Below are 22,809 nucleotides of genomic sequence, written 5' to 3'. Positions count from 1 at the left end.
GGAAATCGGGTTTTTTAGATTTTAAGTCAACTCAAACCGCCGAAGTCAGGATATTGGGTTTCAGAGAATACAAGGAATCCGTTGGAGTAGCATAGAATCATATAAGATATATGTTTTATGGCCAAGAAGGCAGACGTAGAAAAATTTGTTACTCGAATCCCTCGCCTTACAAATGACGATCAACGAATGATTGATCGTGACGATTTTCTTGAAGAGGTATTTCTTAAGCAGGTAGATCTTGCACGAGATTATTTCACGCAATTTCATGTCCCATCTTCGTACCCTGAGGGCTGATTCTGAGCACCTTTAGCGAGGGCATACCCTTGCAAACAGGAGTTTAGGGGCTCCGAGATGAGGTATAGGAAGGTGAACCCGATGCGTCTCGCAGGTTTCCATGCGTTTTTGAGGAAATCGGCGACTTCCCGGGTTCACATGGCCCGCAGAGATCCGTTGCAATTCGGCGCCAACAATAAATCGGAACCGCTGAGGCGGAGCGGTGTCCAATAAACTCACGCAGTACCTCCCTCTGATGACTGAACCTCAACATTCTACACCTGATTTTATTTCCGACCGTGGACCCGCGGAATATTTTCACGGTCGAGAAAAGATCTTGAAAAATTTCGATGCGCTTGCAGAAACAGCTGTAGAGGAGAAGGGTGGGTCAACCTTTCTAATTCAGGGCGCGCCAGGCGTTGGAAAAACTGCCTTGCTTGATCAATGCAAAAAACGTGCGATATCACATGGGTGGGAGGTCGTGCGTATAGGGGTAGGTGCTCTTTGGGATTCAAATAATTTACTCGCTTCCCTTGGTCTTGGGGAGAAATACAAAGGAACGGAACGGTCGACGCAGATCGGATTCAAAAACTTTTTTGGGTGGGCGTTCAAGAGTGCTCGCCCCCAACCTACCGTTAAGGATATTCTCAAAAACGGTAATAAGCCGTTATTATTAATTCTAGACGAAGCGCATGCACTTGGGCATGAGAAGGTGCCTCCAGACGATTACAGATCGACGGCAGTTGAAGTGCTTGATGCGATCCATAACGGCATGCTAAATAGGCCTGTAGTCCTACTGGCAGCTGGGCTGGGGACGACAAAAGCCTCTTTCGGAACACTGGAAATATCAAGATACAAGGGAGGATGTCTTGTGGAATTGGGGGCACTGAGCAAGGGGGCTGAGCGAGCGGTGATTCGTGATTGGCTCACAAAGGAAGGCCGTGCTAAGGGAGATCCAACTGTATGGATTGATGCCATTGCGCAGAAAACGCATGGATGGCCACAGCATATTACGGCTTACGCAGACGCTGCAGTAAATCAGATCAGGAACGATCATGGAGCCATGACACCAGAGGGGCTGGAAGTTGTATATCAATTGGGGATGGAGAGACGAGAAGCGTATTATAGACAACGGGTGGATGATTTTAGTGGAGACGAGGTGATCAGGCTGGCCAGGTTAATTGCGGATGTCGGATCAGGGAAGCCGTTCAACGAAGGACTGGTGGTGGAGCCTCTATCCGAGAAATACGGTCTTGATGAAGCCAATAAATTATTCCAGAAATTCTTAAAAAAGGGGGTGATCTCGGCCGATGGATTCCTGTATTCCGTTCCCGTTCCATCCATGCATGACTGGATGAAGTCGGAACTTAAGCGAACACAGGAAAGGCTTCAATCCATGAAGGAGAACCACAACAGTGTCCCCGATGGAAAAACGATTGGTCCGGCACAAGATAGGCCTTCATCTACTGTGGTTCCGGAGGATCGCAACACGAATACCCAGCCGGCACAATCTATGGAGAAAGGGCATGGGATCCAGGATCGGGGGGTAGACAGCGGTTGGGAGCGGTAACCTGCTAGAATTCTACGTGGATGGATTCAGTATGGCTAAAGGATGCCGTGCATCCGTCACAGGACATAACGCACCCGCTAGTCGGAGAGGAATTCATGTCCTCCAAAGACCAGCGGCGGAGAATGTTGTCCCAACCATGCCTTTGTTCCGAGGCAGGCTGAGTAAGAAAGATGCCCCTTCTGAATGGTTCAATGCAATGAGTTGTATCACAAGGGATCAAGAGGACATTGCTGGGAGGTTCAGTTTGATGGACACCTCCTTGTCTAACGACAAAACTTTTTACGGTTAACGACAAAACTTTTTACAGTTGACTCTGGATTTGAATCCTGGGATAATCACCTGGGGATTTTGCTCGAACAAGTGAGTTTTTTCTCACTTATTTCAAGCAAATGGTATCGGATCCGCAGGCAACGTATTTACGTAAACTTGTCCGCCGAAAAACAATGACGATCAAGGCCGCCTCGGCCAAAGCGGCAATGTGCGAATCCAGCGCACACAAATATCTTCGCACGGAGAAACTTCCGAGCGAACTCAAAACACCACCGAGACCAAGTCGGCGCAACGATGCATTTGCAGGGGTTTGGTCGGAGTGCGTCCAGTTTCTGGAGGCAGATCCGAAGATGGAGGCGAAGGCCCTGTTGGAGTATCTGCTCGACAAGTATCCCGATCAATTCAAACCGAGTCAGTTGCGCACCTTTCAGCGCCGAGTGAGGGATTGGAAGGCGGATCGACCGAAAGAGGTGTTTTTTGCGCAGGTCTACGAGCCTGGGGATCGCGCCCAGTCCGACTTTACGTGCATGAATCATCTGGGAATTACCCTTCAGGGCACGCCGTTTCCCCATTTGCTCTATCATTTTGTGCTGACATATTCCAGTTGGGAATCCGTGATGGTCTGCGAGTCGGAGAGTTTTGCGTCTTTGAGCGCGGGATTCCAGAACGCGGTCTATGAACTTGGCGGAGTGCCCCGGCTGCATCAGACGGATTCGATGAGTTGTGCGGTGAAGAATCGCAGCGGGAACGAATCCGATGTCTTCACCGAGTCCTACAAGGAGCTGATGGACTTTTTCGGCGTGGTGCCCCGGCGCACGCAACCCAGGCGCCCCAACGAGAATGGAAAGGTGGAACAACGGCATTATCGGCTCAAGCGGGCCATGGAGAATGCGCTGACGCTTCGCGGATCCAGGGATTTTGACAGCCAGGGGGACTATGAGCGGTTTTTAACGAAGATCGTCCGCCGGTTGAATGCATGTCGCCAGTCTGAATTAGAGCAGGAGCGAGACGCATTGGGTGCCTTACCGGCCCAGCGCCTGGATTCGTTTGAACGGCTTCCGGTCCGTGTCAGTTGTGGCAGCACGATTCTGGTCAAAACGAACCGCTATTCGGTCCCCAGCACGCTGATCGGACAGCGGGTTGAGGTACGGTTGTACGTGGATCGGATTGAAGTTTGGCGCGCTCAGACGCTCCAGGAGCAGATGCCGCGCCTGTACGGAGAGGGTCGACATTCGATTCACTACCTGCATGTGATTCGAGATTTGGTTCGCAAGCCGGGTGCCTTTGCGGGGTATCGCTACCGTGCAGACCTCTTTCCGAGCCGGGTGTTCCGAATGGCGTATGATGCCCTCAAAGCGGCACATACCGTCGCGCTTGCCGCCGATAAAGTCTATTTGCGCGTGTTGGAACTGGCGGCGAACGAGGGCGAATCGGGGGTAGAGGCCGCGTTGACGCACTTACTTGCTGACAAGACACCGATTACGCTGGAAGCGGTACAGATCTTGCTCCATGCGCCCGAGTCTCCGATCATCCATGTCACGTTGGAGAGCTATGATGGCCTTTTGGCCGAGGAGGTGCGATGAAAAAGACCAAAACGAGTAAAGAACTTGAGCGTGGGCTCCAACGCGGACTTCGCGCGTTGCGGATGCCCGGCATGCGGATGGCGTTCCATGAGATTGCCGATCTGGCTCGACAAGAATCCATGAGTTTTGAGCATTTTTTGTTGACGCTGGTGGACCACGAACAGCAATCGCGTACGCAGAACCGCATTCAGCGCGCGTTGCAGGCCTCTCGCCTGCTGAAATCCAAGACACTGGACTCCTTTGAGCGCACACGACTGCCGTTGAAGCTGGATCACCAGCTGCGTACCCTTCTGGAAGGAGGATTTTTGGATCGCAAAGAAAATGTGCTGGCTCTGGGGCCCACTGGCAGCGGAAAAACGCATCTTTTATGTGCGCTGGGACAGGAATTGGTCGACCAGGGACGTCGGGTGATCTTTTATACCTCCAGCGAACTGGTTCACGCGCTGATTCGTGCAAAACAGGAGCAGCAGTTGCAAATCTTCATGAAACAACTGCTGCGCTATGAAGCCTTGATCATTGATCAACTCGGCTACGTGAAGCACAGCCGCGAAGAGATGGATCTTCTGTTCCACTTGTTGGCAGAACGCTACGAACGCGCAAGCGTGTTGATCACCACCCACTTACCGTTCTCGCAGTGGGAAACGATCTTTTACGATCCGATGAACGCCACCGCGGTCGTGGATCGACTGGTGCATCACTGCGCGGTTCTGGAGCTCAACTTGCCCAGCTACCGAATTGAAGTCGCGCAGCGCCGTCAGAAAAACGCAGACGAAGCATCCTCATAACTCCCAAAATTGAGATATGGCTACTTATTCTGGACTCCGAATTTGCCTGTTGTTGTCCATGTCCGACAGGCCAATCGATCCATCAGACATGGACATATTCCACATGTCATTGAGGCTGCGCTGCTCGCAGCTTCGCCTCAATGAAAAACCACGTATTACCATGAAACTATAGCTCGCATGCAACTGTAAAAAGTTTTGTCGTCAACCGTAAAAAGTTTTGTCGCTGAACACTTTTCCTTCCACACCATCTCCTTGATGGACTTGAATTGCGGATCGCGGTGCGCCTTCAGTAATCTTAAATCTAGTAGAGCGGACTCCCGTAGTCGAGCCAATACTCCAGGGTCGCGCTGGATGAGGCAAAAATCTGTCTGTCTATTACGTCAGTCATCAGAATGGCAGGTTTTGATCATGTGGGATGGCTTTCATAGATCTTGATCTCCTTAGAAGGTTTTACTACGATTGTTGTGGCTAGAGGCCCAGCCCACCTCAGAAGAGGAGAATAACACTGCTCAAATTTTCCTAGACTTTATTTGCGAACTGTTGGTAGGGCAGGTTGCGACCGAGGTAAAAAAACAGAGTTTTCAGGGCTATATCGAAGCGAGCTAGTGCACTAGTAGATACAACAACGGCTTTAACAGTACGCCGTGGGATTTTGACTTCTTGCCCACTTTTGAATGTTGATCTCTTGTGTATACGCCGTAGAGTGGGGAAGGCCATTCCGAGAGCCCAAAGGCAGAAACGCCGGATTCCAGTTTCCTTAGGAGGGATCAGAAGGATATACCGCAGAGCGTTATCGAGATGTCCTCTCGCAACAGCAATGAGTTCGTTTAAGCCTTGGATAAATCGTGGGTCGGTATGGTGTTTCGAGAGCAAACTAAGATCAAAGTCGTAGGCAAGAAAAACACTTTGTGGCAGCCAGCATGCACCACGGCTTTGATCTTCCCAGATGTCTTTGAGGATATTTGTCATTTGAAGGCCTTGCCCAAACGAGGACGATAAAGCAAATAGTTCTTTTTTTCGTGCTCCGATTTCGTCGGAATAGTCGCAGAACAGATCGGTCAGCATTTCACCGACAACTCCCGCAACATGATAGCAATAGCTGTTGAAATGCTCAAGGTCATTTAATCCTTTGAGGCTGGCAACTTCTTGAAATTCTGCCATGCCATTCACCATGATATTCACACAACGCTGGAGGATTTGTTGCTGAGAAACGGAAAAACTCTTTGTAATTCGAATGATTGCAGGGGTGTTTACAATAAGGTTGTACTCGTGCTCGGTTGCCGAGAGCGTGAGCAGGTCAGCGAGGTCCTGTGCAAACGTATGTGGGTCATTACTGCCTTCAACGACCCCGATCCAGCGATCTGAGAACTCACGTTTTTGCAATGGTGACAGTGCTTCTTCGTCCTCAATGGTATCGGAAATCCTACAGAGCAAGTAGGCATTACCCACTACGGTTCCTAGTGGACTAGGTAACTGAGGAATGTTCAATGCGAAGGTCCGGGAGACGTCCTGCAGGATGTCCGTCTGGTATGCGATGTCTTTTTCGAGATGGATTTGAGTTACCGTCTGAGTTGTGGTATCTGGTTTTATCAGTACTCAAATTTTTCGAGTTTGAGTGCGCGGAGAATACTGAGTAGTCACTGGTAATTCCGGTTTAACTTACTCTGCTTTGATGTTAAGGCCGATTTCTCACAGAGATTGGCGTTATTCCTGAGGATCAAGCGAAAATTAGTAGCATTGCTGTTTATTGCTCTCTATATGGCTAGAAACAATTCTGGTCGCAATATCTCATCTACACGATAGTCATTTAGACAAACAAATAATGCAAGGTCCACACAATTTTACACGGTTTACAACGTGGGGATGCCCCAAAGATACGGTATGGCTTAGTCTCGGTAAAATCACTAACGCCCAAGATGTGTTATCCCGGCAAGCGGGTATCTACTCGCTTCCTGAACGCAAGGAATTGGCTTTCTCCTCAAGTAGTCTGCAACGCTCCATTAATACACTAAATGGTTCGCTCTTACCAAGCAGCATGCCATCGGTAGCCATTTTTGCGTAGTCATTTGCAAGCATTTCATATGCATTACCAGACGGAACAAGTTGCAAGTCACCCGAAACTGCATCCTGATAGTCAATGAATTTCCCAGAAACATCTTTCGCAGAAAAAAACATTGTCTTGTGCCGAGCGACAGAGAGTGCTAGCTGATAATCAGAAAGTGCTCTCTCAGCAATTCCTGCTTCGTCGAGACGTACAAGATCATACCAGTGTCTTGACAGGCGATCACCGCGCCTTCGTTCCTGGCGACAAAATACATGAATTGCGGTGGCTTTCTCCCAAAAGGTTCGCTCTGCCCGCATAACTTTCACATGCGTTTGAGGAAAGATAATCCCTGGTAAGTGCGCCGCTGCATCGCACTCCACTGTACGGATCACATGAGGTTCGCCAGTGGACCGTGCCCCAAATTCAACCATGACCTCAGGACGTAGGAACCCCGATCCACGAAACAGTGATTCGTATCCGACATAGAGTTTTTCAGATTCGGCGTGTACCCGCGCCCTGAATCCTGCACGCGAAAGCTCCGCTTCAACAACCGGGAGGGCTTCGTCTTTGATCCATTTTTCGAGATCCTTGCGAATTGCCCGTGACCAGCGCTTTACCTGACTGCGTGTTGTTGGAAGAACATCTTCTCCGGCATTCGCAACTAAAGCTGGCTCCAAAGCACGGATGTCATAGGTGATATCAATATCTTCTGAAAAGCGATGTATAGCCCCCCACACTTTTGACAGCGAAGTCCCACCCTTAAAGGTTAACTGCGGGCTAAACGGGGAGTTAAACAGCGCGGATAGTGTCGCGACAACCCACACGTCCTTCTCCAGAAGATGTGCCCTTTGATCACTGCTAAATTCCGCCACTGATAATGCATCGCGCTGATCGTCAATGGATAAAGTCTGGTATTTCGCTTCAAGCATTTGTTAGACGTATGCTCACTGATTCCGCCATCCAGTTAGGCATCGTTGATCGGGCAGTTGCAAGCTCGTCCAGATCCTTCCTGGAAAGTGTCAACCAGAGTGTTTCAAGATGATCTTCAACTTTTTCTGGACCAAGCCACAGCAAAGCTCGGATGATATCGCCAGCCTTGGTATGCGGTGCTGTTAATTGGCTACGAGAAGCGTGACGCAACTCTATGATGAGTTTCCCAAAGTGCAGTTCTCGATTGGGACCGGACGTAAGATACACCGGTCGAATTGGATTCTGAGGTGTTAAGCCAAGAAAATTCGCCATGGCACCGCCAGAGGGGACAATTATTTCACCCCATAAATCCGACAGTGCAGTGAGGACCGTCTCTAAGCGAGGAGCCCTTATACCGAATCGGGTCTTAATTGGGCGTAGATAGATGCCTTGAAAAATACGCATAAGTTCACCTGAGCGGGCGAGGCGTGACAAAGCCTGATCGACCGCTGCACGATTGCCCAAGTGCAACAGAGCTCTCGGACACAGAGGAGTACCCTCTTGAAGAGAGGAGGCGTGCTCCATTATTCGACTAGGAAGGCCACGCATGATTCTGTTTGTTTATGTCAGAAATACAATTGAAGTTCTGACATTATACAAGCATGGAACAAATCAGTTTCCAATATTGGTAGGCAAAGACAAAAATTATTGGGAGCGGTTTTGAGTCAAGTATTTATGCAGTTACTCCGTTTTGGCTACCCAGTGGAGTGTCTCTTGAAGCTGAACTTGCTACGATCTATTTCACTCACCAGGATAGGATGCCAATTTGAACACCGTGGATCACCTTCGTCATTCTTGAGGGTGTCCCTACAAATGTCACTTTAGTTTGTATCAATTGATGAATTGGGGGAGGCAGGGAGTTTTCGTCCAAAAGGGAAATTGGTCGTGCGGAAAGTGGAGAAGATTCGTAAATCATTATTACATTCCGAGAATGATCCCCCGCAACAACACCTATCTCAGGTTCGTTTTAGCGAAGCACTGATCGATAGAATCGCAGCTTACGGAGGAATCAGTTTATCCTCCAGCAACTGGCCATCTAAGAATTTCAGATCTCATCTCACCACCAGACCAATTCTGCCGAATGCTTAACTCAAAGATTACTGCAGTGGCCGTCCTAGCTAGCTTGTTATTCACTTTCGGGTGTATCTCCTCAGAGCCGGGCATGACAGACAAAGCATCTTTCAAAGTAGACACACTTGCCTCGGGAGAAATCGTAGTTCAAAACACTGGCGTTCCACTTTGGGGGCCGGACGAGGGATGGGAGGTTGTGGAAGAAATGAGGTATGGAAGTGGTATCGGCGAAGACACCATATTATTCGGTCAGATTCTATCCTTGGATATTGATGGACGGGGACGCTTGTATGTCCTTGACTCATACGCGCAGCAAATCCACATTTTCGACCCGAGTGGGGCCTTTGTGCGTACAGTTGGATCTAAGGGATCTGGACCAGGAGAGTTTGAAAGTGCTACCGCAGTTGATATCAGCGAGACAGGTGAGATCTGGGTGATGGAAATGAGCAAGGGCCAACTTACTATCCTGGACGCAGATGGAAATTACTTGCGTACAGAGCGGGTCAACACCACGGGATGGGAGCATATACCTTATCCAGGTGGGTTTGACCCGATAGGACGGTATAACGCCATGTCCTTACACTTTGACGACGAAGAAGAGGATACCAAGACCATGTTGGCCCGGTTCGATCAATCCTTCACTCCCATAGATACGATTGCAATTCCAGAAAGTCCCATGGAGATTGATCGCTTTGAGCATAGTGACTCGGAAGGTGGCAGGTATAGCATGCCCATACCGTTTCAAGGGGCCTTCGAGTGGGTGTTTTCTGTGAATGGCAACTTATGGACACTCTATACGGGCACCTACGAATTAGTTGAACTCACAGCCGAGGGGATGCCTTTGAGACGGGTTACCAAAGAATTTGAACCGCTCCTGGTGACCCATGCAGACCGGGAGGCGGTCCAACGTCGGTTTGATTGGTTTCGGCAGCAGGGAGGGACGATTGACGAAACGAGAATTCCAAGGAATAAGCCAGTGGTTGAAAATTTTTTCAGTGACGATGAAGGAAATCTGTGGGTGATGCACAGCGAGCCGGGGGATTCAGGTTCACGATTTGATGTCTTCAACGCGGAAGGACAATTTTTGGGAGAGATTAGCCTCTCCTTCCATTTGGAGATCCATTCCGGGGTCATTGTCAAAGATAGCTTACTGTTTGGGGTCGCTGAAGATGAGGAGGGAGGAGAAATAGTTGTGAGATCACGGATTCAGAAGTAGGGTCTTTCGGGGGATCCAGGCCGCCCCGATCTGGTGTTTGGGCGGACGAGCATCTCCTGATAGCGTCTACTGTTTTGATGTACGGCCGGGTATTGACATTCATATTCCAGTAGGCTGTGCGAGCATCACTTGATGATAATCAAAGAATTATTTCGGGAAGTGGAAGTGTTATTTGAGCAGGCTGGCCTGTCCGATCCACGCCGCACAGGAGTATGGATTTTTTGTGATATATTGCAGTGCAAACCGGCCTATTTAATTTCTCACGAAGACGACCGATTGAAACGGGATCAGGTGGCTGAAATTTCAGCAATGGCAGCGCGCTGTGCTGCGCATGAGCCGGTGCAGTATGTCACTGGATATACTGAATTCAGAGGACTCCATCTTCAGGTTTCATCCGAGGTTCTGATCCCGAGACCCGAAACAGAGCAACTGGTTGAAGTTGCTCTTGAAGCTGTCGGTAGAAAGTTGCCCTCTCGGGTTCTGGACATTGGCACGGGCAGTGGGTGTATTGCATTGGCAATGAAGCAGGCGATCCCAAATGCGAGTGTGGCTGCATGTGACATCAGTAGATCTGCGCTGCACATTGCCAGGGCGAATGCGACTCAGAATGGACTCGAGATTCAGTGCACCGCTGCAGATCTGTTGACAGCAGACTTTGTACGTTCAGTGGGTAGCGGATATGATTTGGTCATTGCGAACCCTCCGTATATTCCAGATCATGAGCGTTCAGGACTTCCTCGGATGGTTCGAGATTATGAGCCGGAGGCGGCATTATTTTGTGGAGAGGATCCGCTCAAATTCTATCGGGCAATCAGCAGACACATTGCGGATGGTTTATTGGGTCGCAGAGGTATCCTTGCATTGGAAACCCATGCTGATTATGCGGAGTCCATAGGTACTCTACTTGAGCAGCACAGAGGCTTACGGGTTCAAGTGAAGCAGGATTTCGCGGGGCTGCCTCGATTTGTGCTTGCAAAATTTCCACGAAAACTCTCATCTGCTCAAGAGTAGAAGGAATCAAAATCAAATCAGTCATGAAACTCGCTCTCATTCAATGCTCTGCTACCGATGATCAAAGCGCTAATGTGACCCAAGGGTTGGAGTCATTAGAAGAAGCTGCGAAGGCAGGGGCGGATTTGGTTGTCTATCCAGAGCTTGCATTTACACCGTTTTATCCCCAACATCGGAAGCAGTGCTATGCGGAATGTGAAGGAAATGATCTGCCTCCACTCTCACTGGCTGAAGAGATCCCAGGCCCCACAACAGAGCTGTTTTGTGAAGCGGCTAAAAGGTTGGGGGTCGTGGTCGTCCTGAATCTATATGCACGTAAAGGCGATGCCGCATTTGATGCATCGCCAGTGATTGATGCAGACGGCACACTTTTGGGGGTCACAAAAATGATGCATATCACCCAGTACGAGGGATTCTATGAGCAGGATTACTATACCGCTGCCGGCACACAGGCCCCGGTCTACGATACGGCTGCGGGTCGTATCGGTGCAGCCATTTGCTATGATCGGCATTACAGTGAATACCTGAGGGCATTAGCTCTGCAGAAGGCAGATCTAGTGGTTGTGCCTCAGGCCGGGGCGCTCAATGAGTGGCCCGAAGGACTGTTTGAGGCCGAATTGAGAGTCGGAGCGTTCCAGAATGGATACTATATGGCACTGGCAAATCGAACGGGAGACGAAGATGTGCTGACCTTCGGCGGGGGCTCATTTATTGTGGATCCAGAGGGTACAGTTGTTGCCCGAGCGCCAGAAAGTGAGCCCTTCATTCTGTATGCCGACCTGGATCTGCAACGCTGCACAGAATCCCATGCACGTAAGCTATTCCTGAGAGACCGACGCCCGGAAGTCTATTCGGGCGGCGCGGTTCGCATTTAAAGCTGGGAGAACTCTTGGAAGGACAGATTCTCCCAAGCTCCAGTTCCCACGTAGTGCAGGGCCTTGCGAAAATCGTCCTTTGCCCAATAGCCTACGCACTTTGCAATGTAAGTGCCATCGCTCTGCAGGAATACCGTCGTTGGGGTTCCCTCCGCACCCAAGCTGTAACCCAATTCCTGAGATGAAAGGGTGTAGCCCTGGAAGCTGTGAAGCGTTTCGGGATCGTCGATATTCAGCCGACCATAGGCAAAATTATCCTGAACATACGCAACCAATGCGGCATCCGTATAGACTTCCTCCTGCATTTTTCGACACCAACCACACCAGGGAGCATAGATATCGATGAGCATGAGTTTGCCTGTATTGGAGGCCGTTGCGACCGCTTCATCAAATGTAGGCCAACTCATCGGAGCAGATAGCACTTGCTCTGTCTGGCTTACAATGGGCTCTGTTGCATCATTTGATGTGCATCCTGCGATCAGTATTACCGCAAGGAGGATTCGGTATAGGCTCATTTGTTCACGAGTTGTCGGTAAGGCGCAAGAAAGTGTTCCGATTCGGTAGCAAAGTTAAAAAATTCCTGAACACGAGGTGTATTTCGAGACCATTTTTGGCGCAGTCCGGGATTTTTGATTGCGTGATTTAACGCGTTTCCCAAGGCTTTTGCGTCTCCAGACGGGACGACACAGCCCACATCGAATCTTTCTATGATCTGCGCAATTTCGGGAAGACTGCTGGCGATAACAGGGATACCAGCTGCCAGATATTCGAAAAGTTTATTGGGGAGAGCATATCGGTGATTAAGACAGCAGTCCTCAAGAAATGTCAGGCCAATGTCTGCTGAGGCAGTAAAAGAAAGTAATTGATCGGGTGGAACTGCATCCATAAACCGAATCTTCGAACCAAGCTTCGAATCGTTCACCCGTCGCTGGATCTCTGGTTTTAGCGGGCCACCACCCATAAATACGAGAACGGCATTATCTGTATACTGCATTGCTTCGACCATCGCAGCTCCCCCTCGGTGCTGTTGCAGGCTTCCCTGATGAAGAACAATTTTGGCATCTGAGGGTAGATCCAAGTGCTCTCTCAGAGAGTTTTTGGGGACCAAGGATTGCGGCCTCGGAACGTTGCGCATTAGATGGACAGTATTGAGTCGAAAATGCTTCTGGAGATGCTGGGCGATACTTTCGCTTACGGTGTACACGCAATCTGCCCGCCGAATGTATAGGTGCTGGATGGCCTTCCAGGTTGCTCCCACCCAGGGCCGCCGAATCGACGCGGGAAGGTGAGTATATAATTCACGCGAATCAAAGACCAGATGAGCTTGGTGACGGCTGGCAGCACGATGCATCGCGGGCAATGTGTACAGATCACTTGCATGGTAGACGGTTGATCTTACATTGCGCAAAACTGACTCAAATAGTCGATGGACACGCCAGAAAAATCGAGGCCCCTTTCCAGCCGGTTTTGGGAGGTACCGAAGTGATGCGTTTTGAATGTTGAGATCCCCTTTTCGTGACGAATTCCCAAGTCCAAGTACAAGAATACTGAGATTCAGCTTAGAGAGTAAATGTAATTGACGCAGTGCACGAGAATTCGTTTTAGGGTCTCCCGTCAGGGTAAAGACCACATCCACGGAATTGGGGGCTGTGTCTTGACCATTATTATTATGCGTATGCATTGGATTTCGGGGAAGGTCGTATCGAAATCAAGATTTATTGGTGAGAAGTAGTAAGAAGAATGCGCGTTTGGTTACGTATGGCATGTGCGTTGATCGCGACGATTATTGCTAGTATTCATACAAGTATTGGGGTACGCCTACGCCCAGATGTGAAGCGCCTGGCGTACAGAATGATGCGTCAGGGCGTAGCCGCGCGTCTATTCTGCCGTATTCACAATATACATGTGAAAGCGTCCAATGACGCAAAATTGTCTCCGGGCACCTTGAGAGTATCCAATCACCTGACTGTGATTGATCCGATCATTCTTGCGTCACAGCTCGATGTTTGTTTTGCAGGAAAAGCAGAAATTGCGCGTTGGCCAATCATCGGATGGATCTGCAAATGCTATGCTATGCTCCTGGTTGACCGCCGTCGAAGAGGTAAGGCAAAATCCTTTGCTTCCCAGATTAGAGACAGGCTCCGTCAACGGGGCTCCGTCCTAGTATTCCCGGAGGGCACAACCGGGGATGGAGTTACACTTCTACCATTCAAAACAGGAGCTTTTGAAAGTGTCAGAGACTGGGGTCAAGGGCGGTTGCAACCGATATTTATGGATGTGACTGCTGTGAATGGGGCTGCGGTTCAGGGTGCGGAAGGTCGTACGGCACTCACCAAGGTTTCCCCCAGATATCCAGATAACTTTATTGGACGTATTCGCCATCTAGCAGGTTTTCGTCGGCTGGATATAGAGCTGCGGATCGGGCCATTGCTTACTACATCCGGCATGGATCGTAGAGCGCTTTCGCAGGTGGCCCGTGATGCAATTCTGGCACTCGACAGAAACAATCCACACGGCACAGAGTAGCGTTCTCGATGGATGAGCCGAAAACAACAGCATATCGATTCAGTATAGGCCGCCCGCCTTTTTCATTTTTTACAGGGATCAGCTTGGTCGGTGTGGGATTATTGGCGGGAATCTTGGTCATGCTCATTATTGATCGTCCTCCACGAGAATCTCAACTGGCGGAAATCCGCCTCGTGGAGCGGACTGAGACAGAAAAGGGGTCATCAGAATCGGAATTATTACCGGCCATGACTCTCGGCAGTGCATTTCGCAGCGTTGCCCGTGGCGCAGTTGAGTCAGTGGTTTCGGTGAGCACCGAATCGGGCTGGCATTCCTATTTGTGGTCTTCGTCTGATTCAGATATGATTCGAGACAGCGAGGGGAGTGGCGTTGTCATTACCCCACAGGGGCATATTGTGACCAACCACCACCTCATTGAGAACGCAGGGAAGTTGCATGTTCTATTTGCCGATAAGCGGGAATATGAGGCGTATACGGTTGGGGTTGATCGCTCGACAGATCTTGCAGTCATTCAGATTGTTCTGAGCCCGGGAAAGAGTGTGCAGGCCATGACCATTGGAGATTCAGAAACACTGCAATTGGGAGACTGGGTTCTGGCAATCGGGAATCCTATGGAACTTAATTCAACCGTCACGGCAGGGATTGTCAGTGCGGTAGGGCGGTCCATGAATATTATTGATGCGGACTTTGGCGTGGAGGATTTTATTCAGACGGACGCGGCGATAAATCCCGGGAATTCGGGTGGTGCACTAGTCAATCTAAGCGGAGAACTCATCGGGATTAATACAGCGATCGCAACGAACAGTGGGTTTTATGAAGGTTATGGCTTCGCCATTCCGGTCAATCTCGTCGTCCGTGTTGCCAGTGACCTAATTGAATTCGGTGAATTTCGACGTGGTTACATGGGGGTCGTCCCTGCAGATGTTGATGCAAAATTAGCCCAGGCATTGGGGATGGTGGCGGTCCGGGGCGTGTTTTTGGATCAGGTTTATGCTGGAAGTGCAGCAGAAATTGCTGGATTACGCCCAGGAGATGTGATTCTTGAGGTGGACGGGAGGCCGGTGAACAGGCCCAATCAGCTACAAAGTGCGATCCTTTTGAAGTATCCCTATTCCACAGTGGGAGTCGCATACTGGCGGGATGGGCAGGTGGATAGCTTGCAACTTCGGCTCCTTGGACAAGACCATCCAGGAGTTTCTTCCTGGTTGCTCGAAATGGGTTATCGTCCAGACCGCAAGGCACGTACTGCACGGTATCTGGACAAGTGGGGGCTGGTGGTACGGGATAAATCGGAGGAGGATGAGGCACAGTATGGGGATCTTGAAGGTATAATCATACAGCGTGTGACGCGTCAGGAAGAAATGGAGTATCTGAAAGTAGGTGTACTAGTTGAGCGTATCGACGGGCGGATGGTCAGTTCGGTCGAGGAGGCAATCAAACAGTTGCGTGATGCTGGTGAAACGACGCGACTATCCATTCGAGACCGGTGGAATATTCCACGGATGGTATCCCTCAGTGTAATAAACCACTGATGCACTTCTGATGCTGCGATACTTAACCGCCGGCGAATCGCATGGTGAGGCGCTGGTTGGAATTGTTGAGGGGATGCCGTCAGGAGTGCCACTCACGGCGGATATGATTAATCACCATCTGGCTCGACGCTGGCTGGGATTTGGTCGTGGAGGGCGAGCGAAGTTCGAACAGGATCAGGTGCATATTTACTCAGGCGTGCGTTTTTCCAAAACAATTGCCAGTCCTATTGCACTGAGATTGGATAATGCAGCATACACTCGGGATAAGAGTGGATGGCCACAGGTGATGGCCCTTGATGGGGATGGGGAGGGGATTGATCCGGTCACCTTGCCACGTCCTGGCCATGCAGATCTGGAAGGGGTGCGCAAGTATGGGTTTGATGATATTCGACCCGTAATTGATCGCGCAAGTGCACGCGAAACAGCCATGCGCGTGGCATGCTGTACAGTTGCTCGTCAATTGCTCAAAGAATTTGGGATACAGGTGGGGAGTCACGTACTTCGGATCGGGAAGGTTGGTTGGCAAAATGAGGAGAGCTGGTACGAACAAAGGAATGAACTTCTAAGCAATGGCGCCGAGGCAGTCAATGATCAGGCAGACCAGAGCCAGGTGCGTATACTTGATGAAGAACTCAGTAACGCGTGCGTAGATCATATCAAGGAGGCAAAAAGCGCCGGTGATTCACTCGGAGGGGTTTACGAAGTGATTGTGACGGGAGTGCCGCCAGGGCTGGGGTCCTACGTCCATTGGGACCGGCGATTAACTGGGCAACTCGCCCAAGCAATCCTTTCAATCCAGGCTCAGAAAGCAGTGGAGATTGGTGACGGAATTGCGAACACGTCACGCCTGGGCTCAGAAGTACACGATGAAATTTATCTGAATGATGCACGAGATTATCAGCGTGGATCTAATCGTGCAGGTGGACTAGAAGGTGGAATGACGAACGGGATGCCCATTATTGTGCGGGGATACATGAAGCCGATTCCCACATTGATCAAACCGTTGGGTACGGTGGATATGGCGAGCGGTGAGCCCCAGCCTACGCGCTATGAACGAAGTGACGTGACTAGCGTCCCTGCGGCCTCTACCGTAGCGGAGGCGACCGTAGCTTGGGTAATCGCCAATGCATTCTTGGAAAAATTCGGCGCAGATTCTCTGGATGAGATGCGGAAACGTTTTGCGGATACCACCTAAGAGCATCTTTTAACACGATATCGGTGGAATGAAAGACAAGAGGGGGCGTACATCGCCTTATGATCCCAAAACAACAGAAGCTCGCTGGTATGAGTACTGGGAGTCCAAAGGATTTTTTCGGGCTGATCGTTTGAGTGGGCACCCACCCCACACGATTATGATGCCGCCTCCCAATGTGACGGGAGCCCTGCACATGGGACATGCGCTTCAGGATACGGTCCAGGACGCATTGACTCGGATGCGTCGTATGCAGGGCAGAGAGGCATTGTGGATGCCAGGCAAGGATCACGCCGGGATTGCCACGCAAAATGTTGTAGAGCGTGCCCTGAAGGAAGAGGAAAAGAAAAGTCGTTTTGATCTGGGGCGGGAGGCCTTTATCGAAAAGGTCTGGGAGTGGGTGGATGAATATGGAGACCGGATTCTTCAGCAAAAACGCCGTTTAGGAGACTCATGCGACTGGGAGCGCGAACGGTTCACAATGGATCCTGGATACGTGAAGGCAGTGCAGACTGTCTTTGTGAAATTGTACGAAGCGGGGCTCATTTATCGGGGACATTACCTTGTAAACTGGTGTCCAAAAGACCGGACTGCACTTTCTGACGAAGAGGTGGACAACGTTGAGCGCGATGGGTTTCTCTGGCATATCCGTTATCCATTGGCAGATGGATCCGGGCATATTACTGTTGCGACCACCCGCCCGGAAACGATGTTGGGTGATGTAGCGGTTGCCGTGAATCCCAAGGATGAACGTTATACAGATCTGGTCAATAAGCAAGTAGAACTGCCCCTGACCGGACGGAACATCCCTGTGATTGCCGATCATTATGTCCAACAGGAGTTTGGAACGGGGGTACTGAAAATTACTCCAGGTCATGACAAGAATGATTTTGAGGTGGGGAAGCGACATGAATTGGAGATCTTCAGTGTGATTGCCGAGGATGGAACGCTTACTGAAGAGTGTGGCCCGTATGCCGGTATTGATCGCTTCGAGGCGCGTGAGCGCATCGTAAAAGACCTGGAAGCAGGGGGACTGCTTGGAAAAATCGAGCCTTATAAAAGTACCGTTCCCATCTCACAACGCTCCAAGGCAGTCGTGGAACCGCTTTTGTCTCGTCAATGGTTTGTGAAAATGAAGCCATTGGCGGAACCTGCGATCACTGCGGTGAGGGATGGGACGATCAAGTTCTATCCACGGCGATGGGAGAACGAGTATTTCCGCTGGCTGGAAGGGATTCGGGATTGGTGTATCAGCCGCCAATTATGGTGGGGGCACCGAATTCCAGTTTGGTACTATACGGATTCCAGAGGCGAGGTTGATGAAGCTCAAGGGTTCGTGGTTTCGATCGAGCAACCAGAGCCAGGCATGGTCCAGGAGGAAGATGTGCTGGACACTTGGTTTTCATCTTGGCTCTTTCCGTTTGCCACGCTTGGCTGGCCGGAGGAAGACCCGGAAACCCAGGCGGATCTGGAGTACTTTCACCCGACAGATGTACTGGTATCGGGGTACGATATCCTGTTTTTCTGGATTGCCCGCATGATTATGGCCTCACTCTATTTCACCGGGCAAGTGCCTTATCGGGATATATTTATCACCGGTATGATCAAGGACAAACTTGGTCGCTGGATGTCCAAGAGTCTAGGGAACGGGATTGATCCGTTGGAATTGATTGAAGAGTATGGTGCGGATGCCGTTCGGTTTTATCTCACGATCTTGTGTGCACAGGGCCAGGATATCCGACTGGATCCCGCGGGCTTTCAGATGGGGCGGAATTTTTCTAACAAGATCTGGAATGCATTTAATGTATTCGGGCGGTTTATTGAACCCAAGAAAGAATATCGGCGCACCAGATCCATCGAAGAGCTTGAATTAGTCGAGCGTTGGATGCTTACGCGGCTTGCCGAGTGCATCGAATCTGTAGAAGGAGCTCTGGTCCGTTACCGGTTGAATGAAGCGGCGAACCTCCTGTACACGACGTTTCGGAGTGATTATTGTGACTGGTATCTGGAATTGGTCAAACCCCAATCTGGTTCAACCTTGTCCGAGGAGAGTATTGCACTTGCCATAGAGATCTATGAGCAATTGATTCAACTCCTGCATCCATTTATGCCATTTATCACGGAAGAGCTCTGGCATCGTCTTCGTCCTCGTGCTGAGGGCGAGGCGTGTATGGTTTCCAGATGGCCAGTTGCCAATGATGAACGTGATACCGTTGGAGCGGAGCAGTTTACATTTCTGCAAGAGGCAGTCACATCAATCCGGCATCTTCGCAGCCGCTATGGGGTTGCTCCCGGGAAAAAGATAGAAGTGACCCTGAGTGTATCAGAAGAGCAGTCGGGATTGACTGAAGTGATGATTGCCCATACAGAGTATTTCGCCAAGCTTGCCCGCGTAGAGCGTTTGCATGTGGGAGTAGATCTTCCCAAACCACCTCAGAGCACCTCTACGGTGGTGGGTTCTGCGGTGGTTTACGTCCAGGGTATGGTCGATCCGGCAGAGGAGCGTGAGCGTCTGACCAAAGACTTATCTCAGAAAGAAGGCTTCCTGTTTCGAGTCCAGAAAAAACTGCAGAACGAAAAATTTATCAGCCGTGCACCTGCCAAAGTAGTTGAGCTTGAGCGCCAAAAAGAGGCAGATGCCAAGGCAGAAATTAAAAAATTACGTGACAGTCTGGCGGCTTGGTCGGAAACATGACCTATATTCTCGGCATCAGCTGTTGGTATCATGATGCAGCTGCCTGTTTACTGAGGGACGGGGAAATCCTTGCGGCTGCTCAGGAAGAACGCTTTACACGGATCAAGCATGATGCGTCACTGCCCGTGAATGCGATTAACTGGTGTCTTGGTCATGCGGGAATCAAAGCGGAAGAACTTAGTGCAGTTGCATACTACGATAAGCCGTTTCAGAAATTCGAAAGGATCCTGGAGACATACCTGGCGAGTGTTCCCCGGGGAATTCCGTCCTTTCTGAAGGCCATGCCAGTGTGGCTGAAGCGAAGTCTTTGGATCCCGGAAATTCTTCGTAAAGAGATCGGCTTTCGTGGGAAGCTGCTATTCTGTGAGCACCATGAAAGCCATGCCGCGAGTGCCTTTTTTCCGTCCCCATTTGATCAGGCAGCAATCCTGACAACGGATGGAGTAGGGGAATGGGCAACGACCTCAATCGGAGTTGGTCATCAGTCTCGCCTCGTACTTGAAAAAGAAATTCATTTCCCCCATTCGCTGGGGCTTCTCTACAGCACGTTCACGGGGTATTGCGGTTTTCGGGTGAATTCCGGGGAATATAAACTGATGGGGTTGGCACCGTATGGAGAGCCAAAGTATGTACAAACGATTCTGGACGAGTTAATTGACCTGAAAGAAGATGGCTCCTACCGACTGAATCTTCGGTATTTTGCTTTTCCATGGGGACTGCGGATGTACTCTCGCGAATTTGAGCGCCTCTTTGATGGTCCTGCCCGAACTCCTGAATCTTCAATTACTCGCAAAGAAATTGATCTTGCCCGTTCTATCCAGGTTGTGACCGAGCGCGCGGTTCTGCAAATGGCTCGGCAGGCAGGCAAGGTTTCAGGTGACCGGAAGCTCTGTATGGCAGGTGGAGTTGCGTTGAATTGTGTGGCGAACGGGAAAATTTTGGAATCAGGTCTCTTTGAAAAAATATGGATCCAGCCTGCTTCCGGGGATGCGGGCGGCGCACTCGGTGCAGCGTTGATGGCATGGCATCAATATATGCGATCTCCCCGCGAGGTGGGCAGGCGCGATACAATGAAGGGTGCCACATTGGGGTCCTCACACACAACGGACGAGATCCGTACGGTACTGGATTGCGCTTCACTCCTATATGAGGAGCTGGATGACGATGCTTTATGTCGGCGGGTCGCTGAATTATTGGTAGGTCAGAAAGTGATCGGCTGGTTTCAAGGACGAATGGAATATGGTCCGCGTGCATTGGGAAGCCGCAGTATTTTGGCAGATCCCCGGAACCTGGCGATGCAGCAACATGTGAATCGATCCATTAAGTTCAGGGAGAGTTTTCGACCATTTGCACCGGCAGTGCTGGCGGAAAAATGCAGTGAATGGTTCGATCTCGAAAATGAAAGCCCGTATATGCTTTTGACCGCACAGGTCAAGGGGGCCCACATAGAGGGAGATGGTCTGGAGAGGCAGCAGAATATAGAGTCGCCCATTGCAGCGGTGACCCATGTAGATGGTTCTGCCCGTGTTCAAACAGTGTGCAGTCAGGATCACCCCCTATTCTACCGGTTACTGCAGGAATTTGAAGTCAAGACGGGATGCCCTGTCCTCATCAATACCAGCTTTAATGTTCGAGGAGAGCCCATCGTATGCACTCCTCAGGATGCAGTGAACTGTTTCAATAATACCCGTATGGATATTTTGGCGATTGGCTCTTTTTTGGTGCAAAAGGATCGTCAGCGAGGTTACAGAGAGTGCGATACGGCTTAGGCATCAAGGATCCGTCAATCTCTTGCAGACTCATTCGATCATGCTCATAGCGGCATAGCGATTACGGATCCTCATCTTTTTGCTCCAGCCAGGCTAGGATGCCACCATCCAGGCTCGCTGCTCGGGTATATCCTGCACTCTGCAGCAATTGTACTGCGTGCTTGGAGCGAACACCTGCTTGACAGTGCACGATCACACGGTCATTGAAATCTGCAGTAATTTCTGATAATCGACCAGATAATTCACCCAGCGGAATTTGCAGGTTTGCATCCATAGTCATGGCGGACGCTTCGTGTATTTCCCGAACGTCAAGGAGGAAGAAGGGGAGGTCGTGTTGCTTGAGCAGTTTCAATTCTCTTGCTTGAATACTTGGTATTGAGGGGCATAACTCCTCATAATCCATAAGCGCATCGATCGTAGGAGATTCGCCGCAGAGGGGGCAGTCAGATTTCTTTGGGACTGCAAGAGTTTGCCAGTCTGCAGCTAATGTATTGATCAGGATCATTCGGCCGATCAGTGATTGACCCAAGCCAAGCAGCAATTTCAACACCTCACTGGCTTGCAGAGTGCCGATGATACCGGGTAAGACTCCCAGGACACCACTTTCGGCGCAACTCGGGATCAGGCCCGCAGGGGGTGCAGCGGGGTGTAGACAGCGGTAACATGGGCCATCTGTATCCCCGAAAACGGTGATCTGTCCTTCAAACCGATACACACTTCCATAAACATTAGGAATGCCAAGAAGCACAGAAGCGTCATTGACAAGGTAGCGTGTTGCAAAGTTATCTGAACAGTCGGCAACGACATCATAGTTGCCAAGAATTTCCATGGCATTATCTCGTTGCAAGCGCACATCATGCCGGGTGATTTTGACATAAGGATTCCGGGCTTCTAGGGCGACAAGAGCCGACTCAAGTTTTGCTACTCCAATAAATTCATCGGTATGTAGTATTTGTCGATGGAGATTGCTCGCATCTACGATATCAAAGTCAATAATCCCGAGGTGCCCTACGCCTGCAGCGGTGAGGTAGAAGGCAAGGGGGGATCCAAGCCCACCTGCTCCGACAATGGCCACGGAAGATTCTTTGAGTTTTTGTTGCCCAGAAACTCCTAGCTCATTTAGAGAGATTTGCCGTGAATATCGTAGATGCTCGGCTTGGTTGAGCATGATCAGTCGGGGAATCTGATACTGAATTTCACGTTGCCTTCCATCATCGGGGGCAATATTGATTTATGAGAGGGCATATAGGAGAATCATCTGCGGTTCGTCCGATCCCCATCAGCTAGATTTTCCGAGAAATTCCCGAAAACAGGATACAAAATATAAGATAGCGTTCCCATAAGAGATCAGATGTATTCTAGGATGTATCTGAGATGGGATGGGCCATTCATATATTCGTTATGCTCTATCGTGCTTGATTAGCTACC

General features: G+C 50.2%; 17 protein-coding genes. 11 read left to right on the top strand and 6 right to left on the bottom strand.

Features of this window, described 5'->3' with window-relative positions:
- Nucleotides 1-529 precede the first annotated feature (529 nt).
- From F4Y64_08645 to F4Y64_08635, 3 genes are all read left to right on the top strand, one after another.
- Nucleotides 530-1,843 carry an ATP-binding protein gene (locus F4Y64_08645; protein ID MXX97664.1) on the top strand — a complete coding sequence of 438 codons (1,314 nt, stop codon included), beginning with the start codon at nucleotides 530-532 and terminating at the stop codon, nucleotides 1,841-1,843.
- Between the two features lie 389 nt (nucleotides 1,844-2,232).
- The gene (locus F4Y64_08640; protein MXX97663.1) at nucleotides 2,233-3,696 is read left to right on the top strand and encodes an IS21 family transposase; all 1,464 of its coding nucleotides are present in this window, start codon (nucleotides 2,233-2,235) and stop codon (nucleotides 3,694-3,696) included.
- Entirely contained in the window at nucleotides 3,693-4,481 is a 789-nt protein-coding gene (locus F4Y64_08635) for an AAA family ATPase (GenBank protein MXX97662.1), read from the top strand. Before F4Y64_08640 ends, F4Y64_08635 begins: the two co-directional genes overlap by 4 nt.
- A gap of 519 nt (nucleotides 4,482-5,000) precedes the next feature.
- Here F4Y64_08635 and F4Y64_08630 read toward each other — a convergent pair.
- The 3 genes from F4Y64_08630 to F4Y64_08620 all read right to left on the bottom strand — a co-directional run bounded on the left by F4Y64_08630 (nucleotide 5,001) and on the right by F4Y64_08620 (nucleotide 8,043).
- The gene (locus F4Y64_08630; GenBank protein ID MXX97661.1) at nucleotides 5,001-6,035 is read right to left on the bottom strand and encodes a phytoene/squalene synthase family protein; all 1,035 of its coding nucleotides are present in this window, start codon (nucleotides 6,033-6,035) and stop codon (nucleotides 5,001-5,003) included.
- 387 nt (nucleotides 6,036-6,422) lie between these two features.
- On the bottom strand, nucleotides 6,423-7,454 hold the full coding sequence (locus F4Y64_08625; protein MXX97660.1) for a nucleotidyl transferase AbiEii/AbiGii toxin family protein: 1,032 nt from the start codon (nucleotides 7,452-7,454) through the stop codon (nucleotides 6,423-6,425).
- On the bottom strand, nucleotides 7,447-8,043 hold the full coding sequence (locus F4Y64_08620; GenBank protein MXX97659.1) for a type IV toxin-antitoxin system AbiEi family antitoxin domain-containing protein: 597 nt from the start codon (nucleotides 8,041-8,043) through the stop codon (nucleotides 7,447-7,449). Before F4Y64_08620 ends, F4Y64_08625 begins: the two co-directional genes overlap by 8 nt.
- Before the next feature lie 532 nt (nucleotides 8,044-8,575).
- On the opposite strand from F4Y64_08620, the gene F4Y64_08615 reads away from it, so the two are divergent.
- The 3 genes from F4Y64_08615 (at nucleotide 8,576) to F4Y64_08605 (ending at nucleotide 11,667) form a co-directional block, all read left to right on the top strand.
- Nucleotides 8,576-9,781, top strand: a complete 1,206-nt coding sequence (locus F4Y64_08615; protein ID MXX97658.1) for a 6-bladed beta-propeller — start codon at nucleotides 8,576-8,578, stop codon at nucleotides 9,779-9,781.
- Nucleotides 9,782-9,913: 132 nt separating this feature from the next.
- Nucleotides 9,914-10,792, top strand: coding sequence for a peptide chain release factor N(5)-glutamine methyltransferase (prmC, locus tag F4Y64_08610; GenBank protein MXX97657.1), 879 nt, complete (start codon nucleotides 9,914-9,916; stop codon nucleotides 10,790-10,792).
- 23 nt (nucleotides 10,793-10,815) lie between these two features.
- On the top strand, nucleotides 10,816-11,667 hold the full coding sequence (locus tag F4Y64_08605; GenBank protein ID MXX97656.1) for a carbon-nitrogen hydrolase family protein: 852 nt from the start codon (nucleotides 10,816-10,818) through the stop codon (nucleotides 11,665-11,667).
- Here the strand turns inward: F4Y64_08605 and F4Y64_08600 are convergent.
- Nucleotides 11,664-12,182 carry a thioredoxin fold domain-containing protein gene (locus F4Y64_08600; GenBank protein ID MXX97655.1) on the bottom strand — a complete coding sequence of 173 codons (519 nt, stop codon included), beginning with the start codon at nucleotides 12,180-12,182 and terminating at the stop codon, nucleotides 11,664-11,666. The two genes, F4Y64_08605 and F4Y64_08600, sit on opposite strands and share 4 nt — an antisense overlap.
- The gene (locus F4Y64_08595; GenBank protein ID MXX97654.1) at nucleotides 12,179-13,348 is read right to left on the bottom strand and encodes a glycosyltransferase family 4 protein; all 1,170 of its coding nucleotides are present in this window, start codon (nucleotides 13,346-13,348) and stop codon (nucleotides 12,179-12,181) included. Before F4Y64_08595 ends, F4Y64_08600 begins: the two co-directional genes overlap by 4 nt.
- Nucleotides 13,349-13,407: 59 nt before the next feature.
- On the opposite strand from F4Y64_08595, the gene F4Y64_08590 reads away from it, so the two are divergent.
- The 5 genes from F4Y64_08590 to F4Y64_08570 are packed head-to-tail and all read left to right on the top strand — an operon-like array spanning nucleotide 13,408 to nucleotide 21,381.
- The gene (locus F4Y64_08590; protein MXX97653.1) at nucleotides 13,408-14,193 is read left to right on the top strand and encodes a 1-acyl-sn-glycerol-3-phosphate acyltransferase; all 786 of its coding nucleotides are present in this window, start codon (nucleotides 13,408-13,410) and stop codon (nucleotides 14,191-14,193) included.
- 8 nt (nucleotides 14,194-14,201) lie between these two features.
- Nucleotides 14,202-15,725, top strand: a complete 1,524-nt coding sequence (locus tag F4Y64_08585) for a trypsin-like serine protease (GenBank protein MXX97652.1) — start codon at nucleotides 14,202-14,204, stop codon at nucleotides 15,723-15,725.
- A gap of 10 nt (nucleotides 15,726-15,735) precedes the next feature.
- Nucleotides 15,736-16,920 carry a chorismate synthase gene (aroC, locus tag F4Y64_08580; protein ID MXX97651.1) on the top strand — a complete coding sequence of 395 codons (1,185 nt, stop codon included), beginning with the start codon at nucleotides 15,736-15,738 and terminating at the stop codon, nucleotides 16,918-16,920.
- A gap of 28 nt (nucleotides 16,921-16,948) precedes the next feature.
- Complete coding sequence (locus tag F4Y64_08575; protein ID MXX97650.1) at nucleotides 16,949-19,612, top strand: valine--tRNA ligase; 2,664 nt, start codon at nucleotides 16,949-16,951, stop codon at nucleotides 19,610-19,612.
- Nucleotides 19,609-21,381, top strand: coding sequence for a carbamoyltransferase (locus F4Y64_08570; protein MXX97649.1), 1,773 nt, complete (start codon nucleotides 19,609-19,611; stop codon nucleotides 21,379-21,381). The genes F4Y64_08575 and F4Y64_08570 overlap by 4 nt, the downstream gene beginning before the upstream one ends.
- 61 nt (nucleotides 21,382-21,442) lie before the next feature.
- On the opposite strand, the gene moeB is transcribed toward F4Y64_08570, so the two are convergent.
- On the bottom strand, nucleotides 21,443-22,549 hold the full coding sequence (moeB, locus tag F4Y64_08565) for a molybdopterin-synthase adenylyltransferase MoeB (GenBank protein ID MXX97648.1): 1,107 nt from the start codon (nucleotides 22,547-22,549) through the stop codon (nucleotides 21,443-21,445).
- Nucleotides 22,550-22,809: the final 260 nt, after the last annotated feature.

The sequence above is a fragment of the Rhodothermaceae bacterium genome (genome assembly GCA_009838195.1).
Taxonomy (GTDB): Bacteria; Bacteroidota; Rhodothermia; order Rhodothermales; family Bin80; genus Bin80.
Note: the sequence above shows the minus strand (reverse complement) of the source record. Positions and strands in the feature narration are given on the sequence as shown.

Bases quoted from the DNA above. Each gene is read 5' to 3' on its own strand.
- F4Y64_08645 (MXX97664.1), top strand. From the start codon at position 530: ATGACTGAACCTCAACATTCTACACCTGATTTTATTTCCGACCGTGGA.
- F4Y64_08640 (MXX97663.1), top strand. From the start codon at position 2,233: ATGGTATCGGATCCGCAGGCAACGTATTTACGTAAACTTGTCCGCCGA.
- F4Y64_08635 (MXX97662.1), top strand. From the start codon at position 3,693: ATGAAAAAGACCAAAACGAGTAAAGAACTTGAGCGTGGGCTCCAACGC.
- F4Y64_08625 (MXX97660.1), bottom strand. From the start codon at position 7,454: ATGCTTGAAGCGAAATACCAGACTTTATCCATTGACGATCAGCGCGAT.
- F4Y64_08620 (MXX97659.1), bottom strand. From the start codon at position 8,043: ATGCGTGGCCTTCCTAGTCGAATAATGGAGCACGCCTCCTCTCTTCAA.
- F4Y64_08615 (MXX97658.1), top strand. From the start codon at position 8,576: ATGCTTAACTCAAAGATTACTGCAGTGGCCGTCCTAGCTAGCTTGTTA.
- prmC (MXX97657.1), top strand. From the start codon at position 9,914: ATGATAATCAAAGAATTATTTCGGGAAGTGGAAGTGTTATTTGAGCAG.
- F4Y64_08605 (MXX97656.1), top strand. From the start codon at position 10,816: ATGAAACTCGCTCTCATTCAATGCTCTGCTACCGATGATCAAAGCGCT.
- F4Y64_08600 (MXX97655.1), bottom strand. From the start codon at position 12,182: ATGAGCCTATACCGAATCCTCCTTGCGGTAATACTGATCGCAGGATGC.
- F4Y64_08595 (MXX97654.1), bottom strand. From the start codon at position 13,348: ATGCATACGCATAATAATAATGGTCAAGACACAGCCCCCAATTCCGTG.
- F4Y64_08590 (MXX97653.1), top strand. From the start codon at position 13,408: ATGCGCGTTTGGTTACGTATGGCATGTGCGTTGATCGCGACGATTATT.
- F4Y64_08585 (MXX97652.1), top strand. From the start codon at position 14,202: ATGGATGAGCCGAAAACAACAGCATATCGATTCAGTATAGGCCGCCCG.
- aroC (MXX97651.1), top strand. From the start codon at position 15,736: ATGCTGCGATACTTAACCGCCGGCGAATCGCATGGTGAGGCGCTGGTT.
- F4Y64_08575 (MXX97650.1), top strand. From the start codon at position 16,949: ATGAAAGACAAGAGGGGGCGTACATCGCCTTATGATCCCAAAACAACA.
- F4Y64_08570 (MXX97649.1), top strand. From the start codon at position 19,609: ATGACCTATATTCTCGGCATCAGCTGTTGGTATCATGATGCAGCTGCC.
- moeB (MXX97648.1), bottom strand. From the start codon at position 22,549: ATGCTCAACCAAGCCGAGCATCTACGATATTCACGGCAAATCTCTCTA.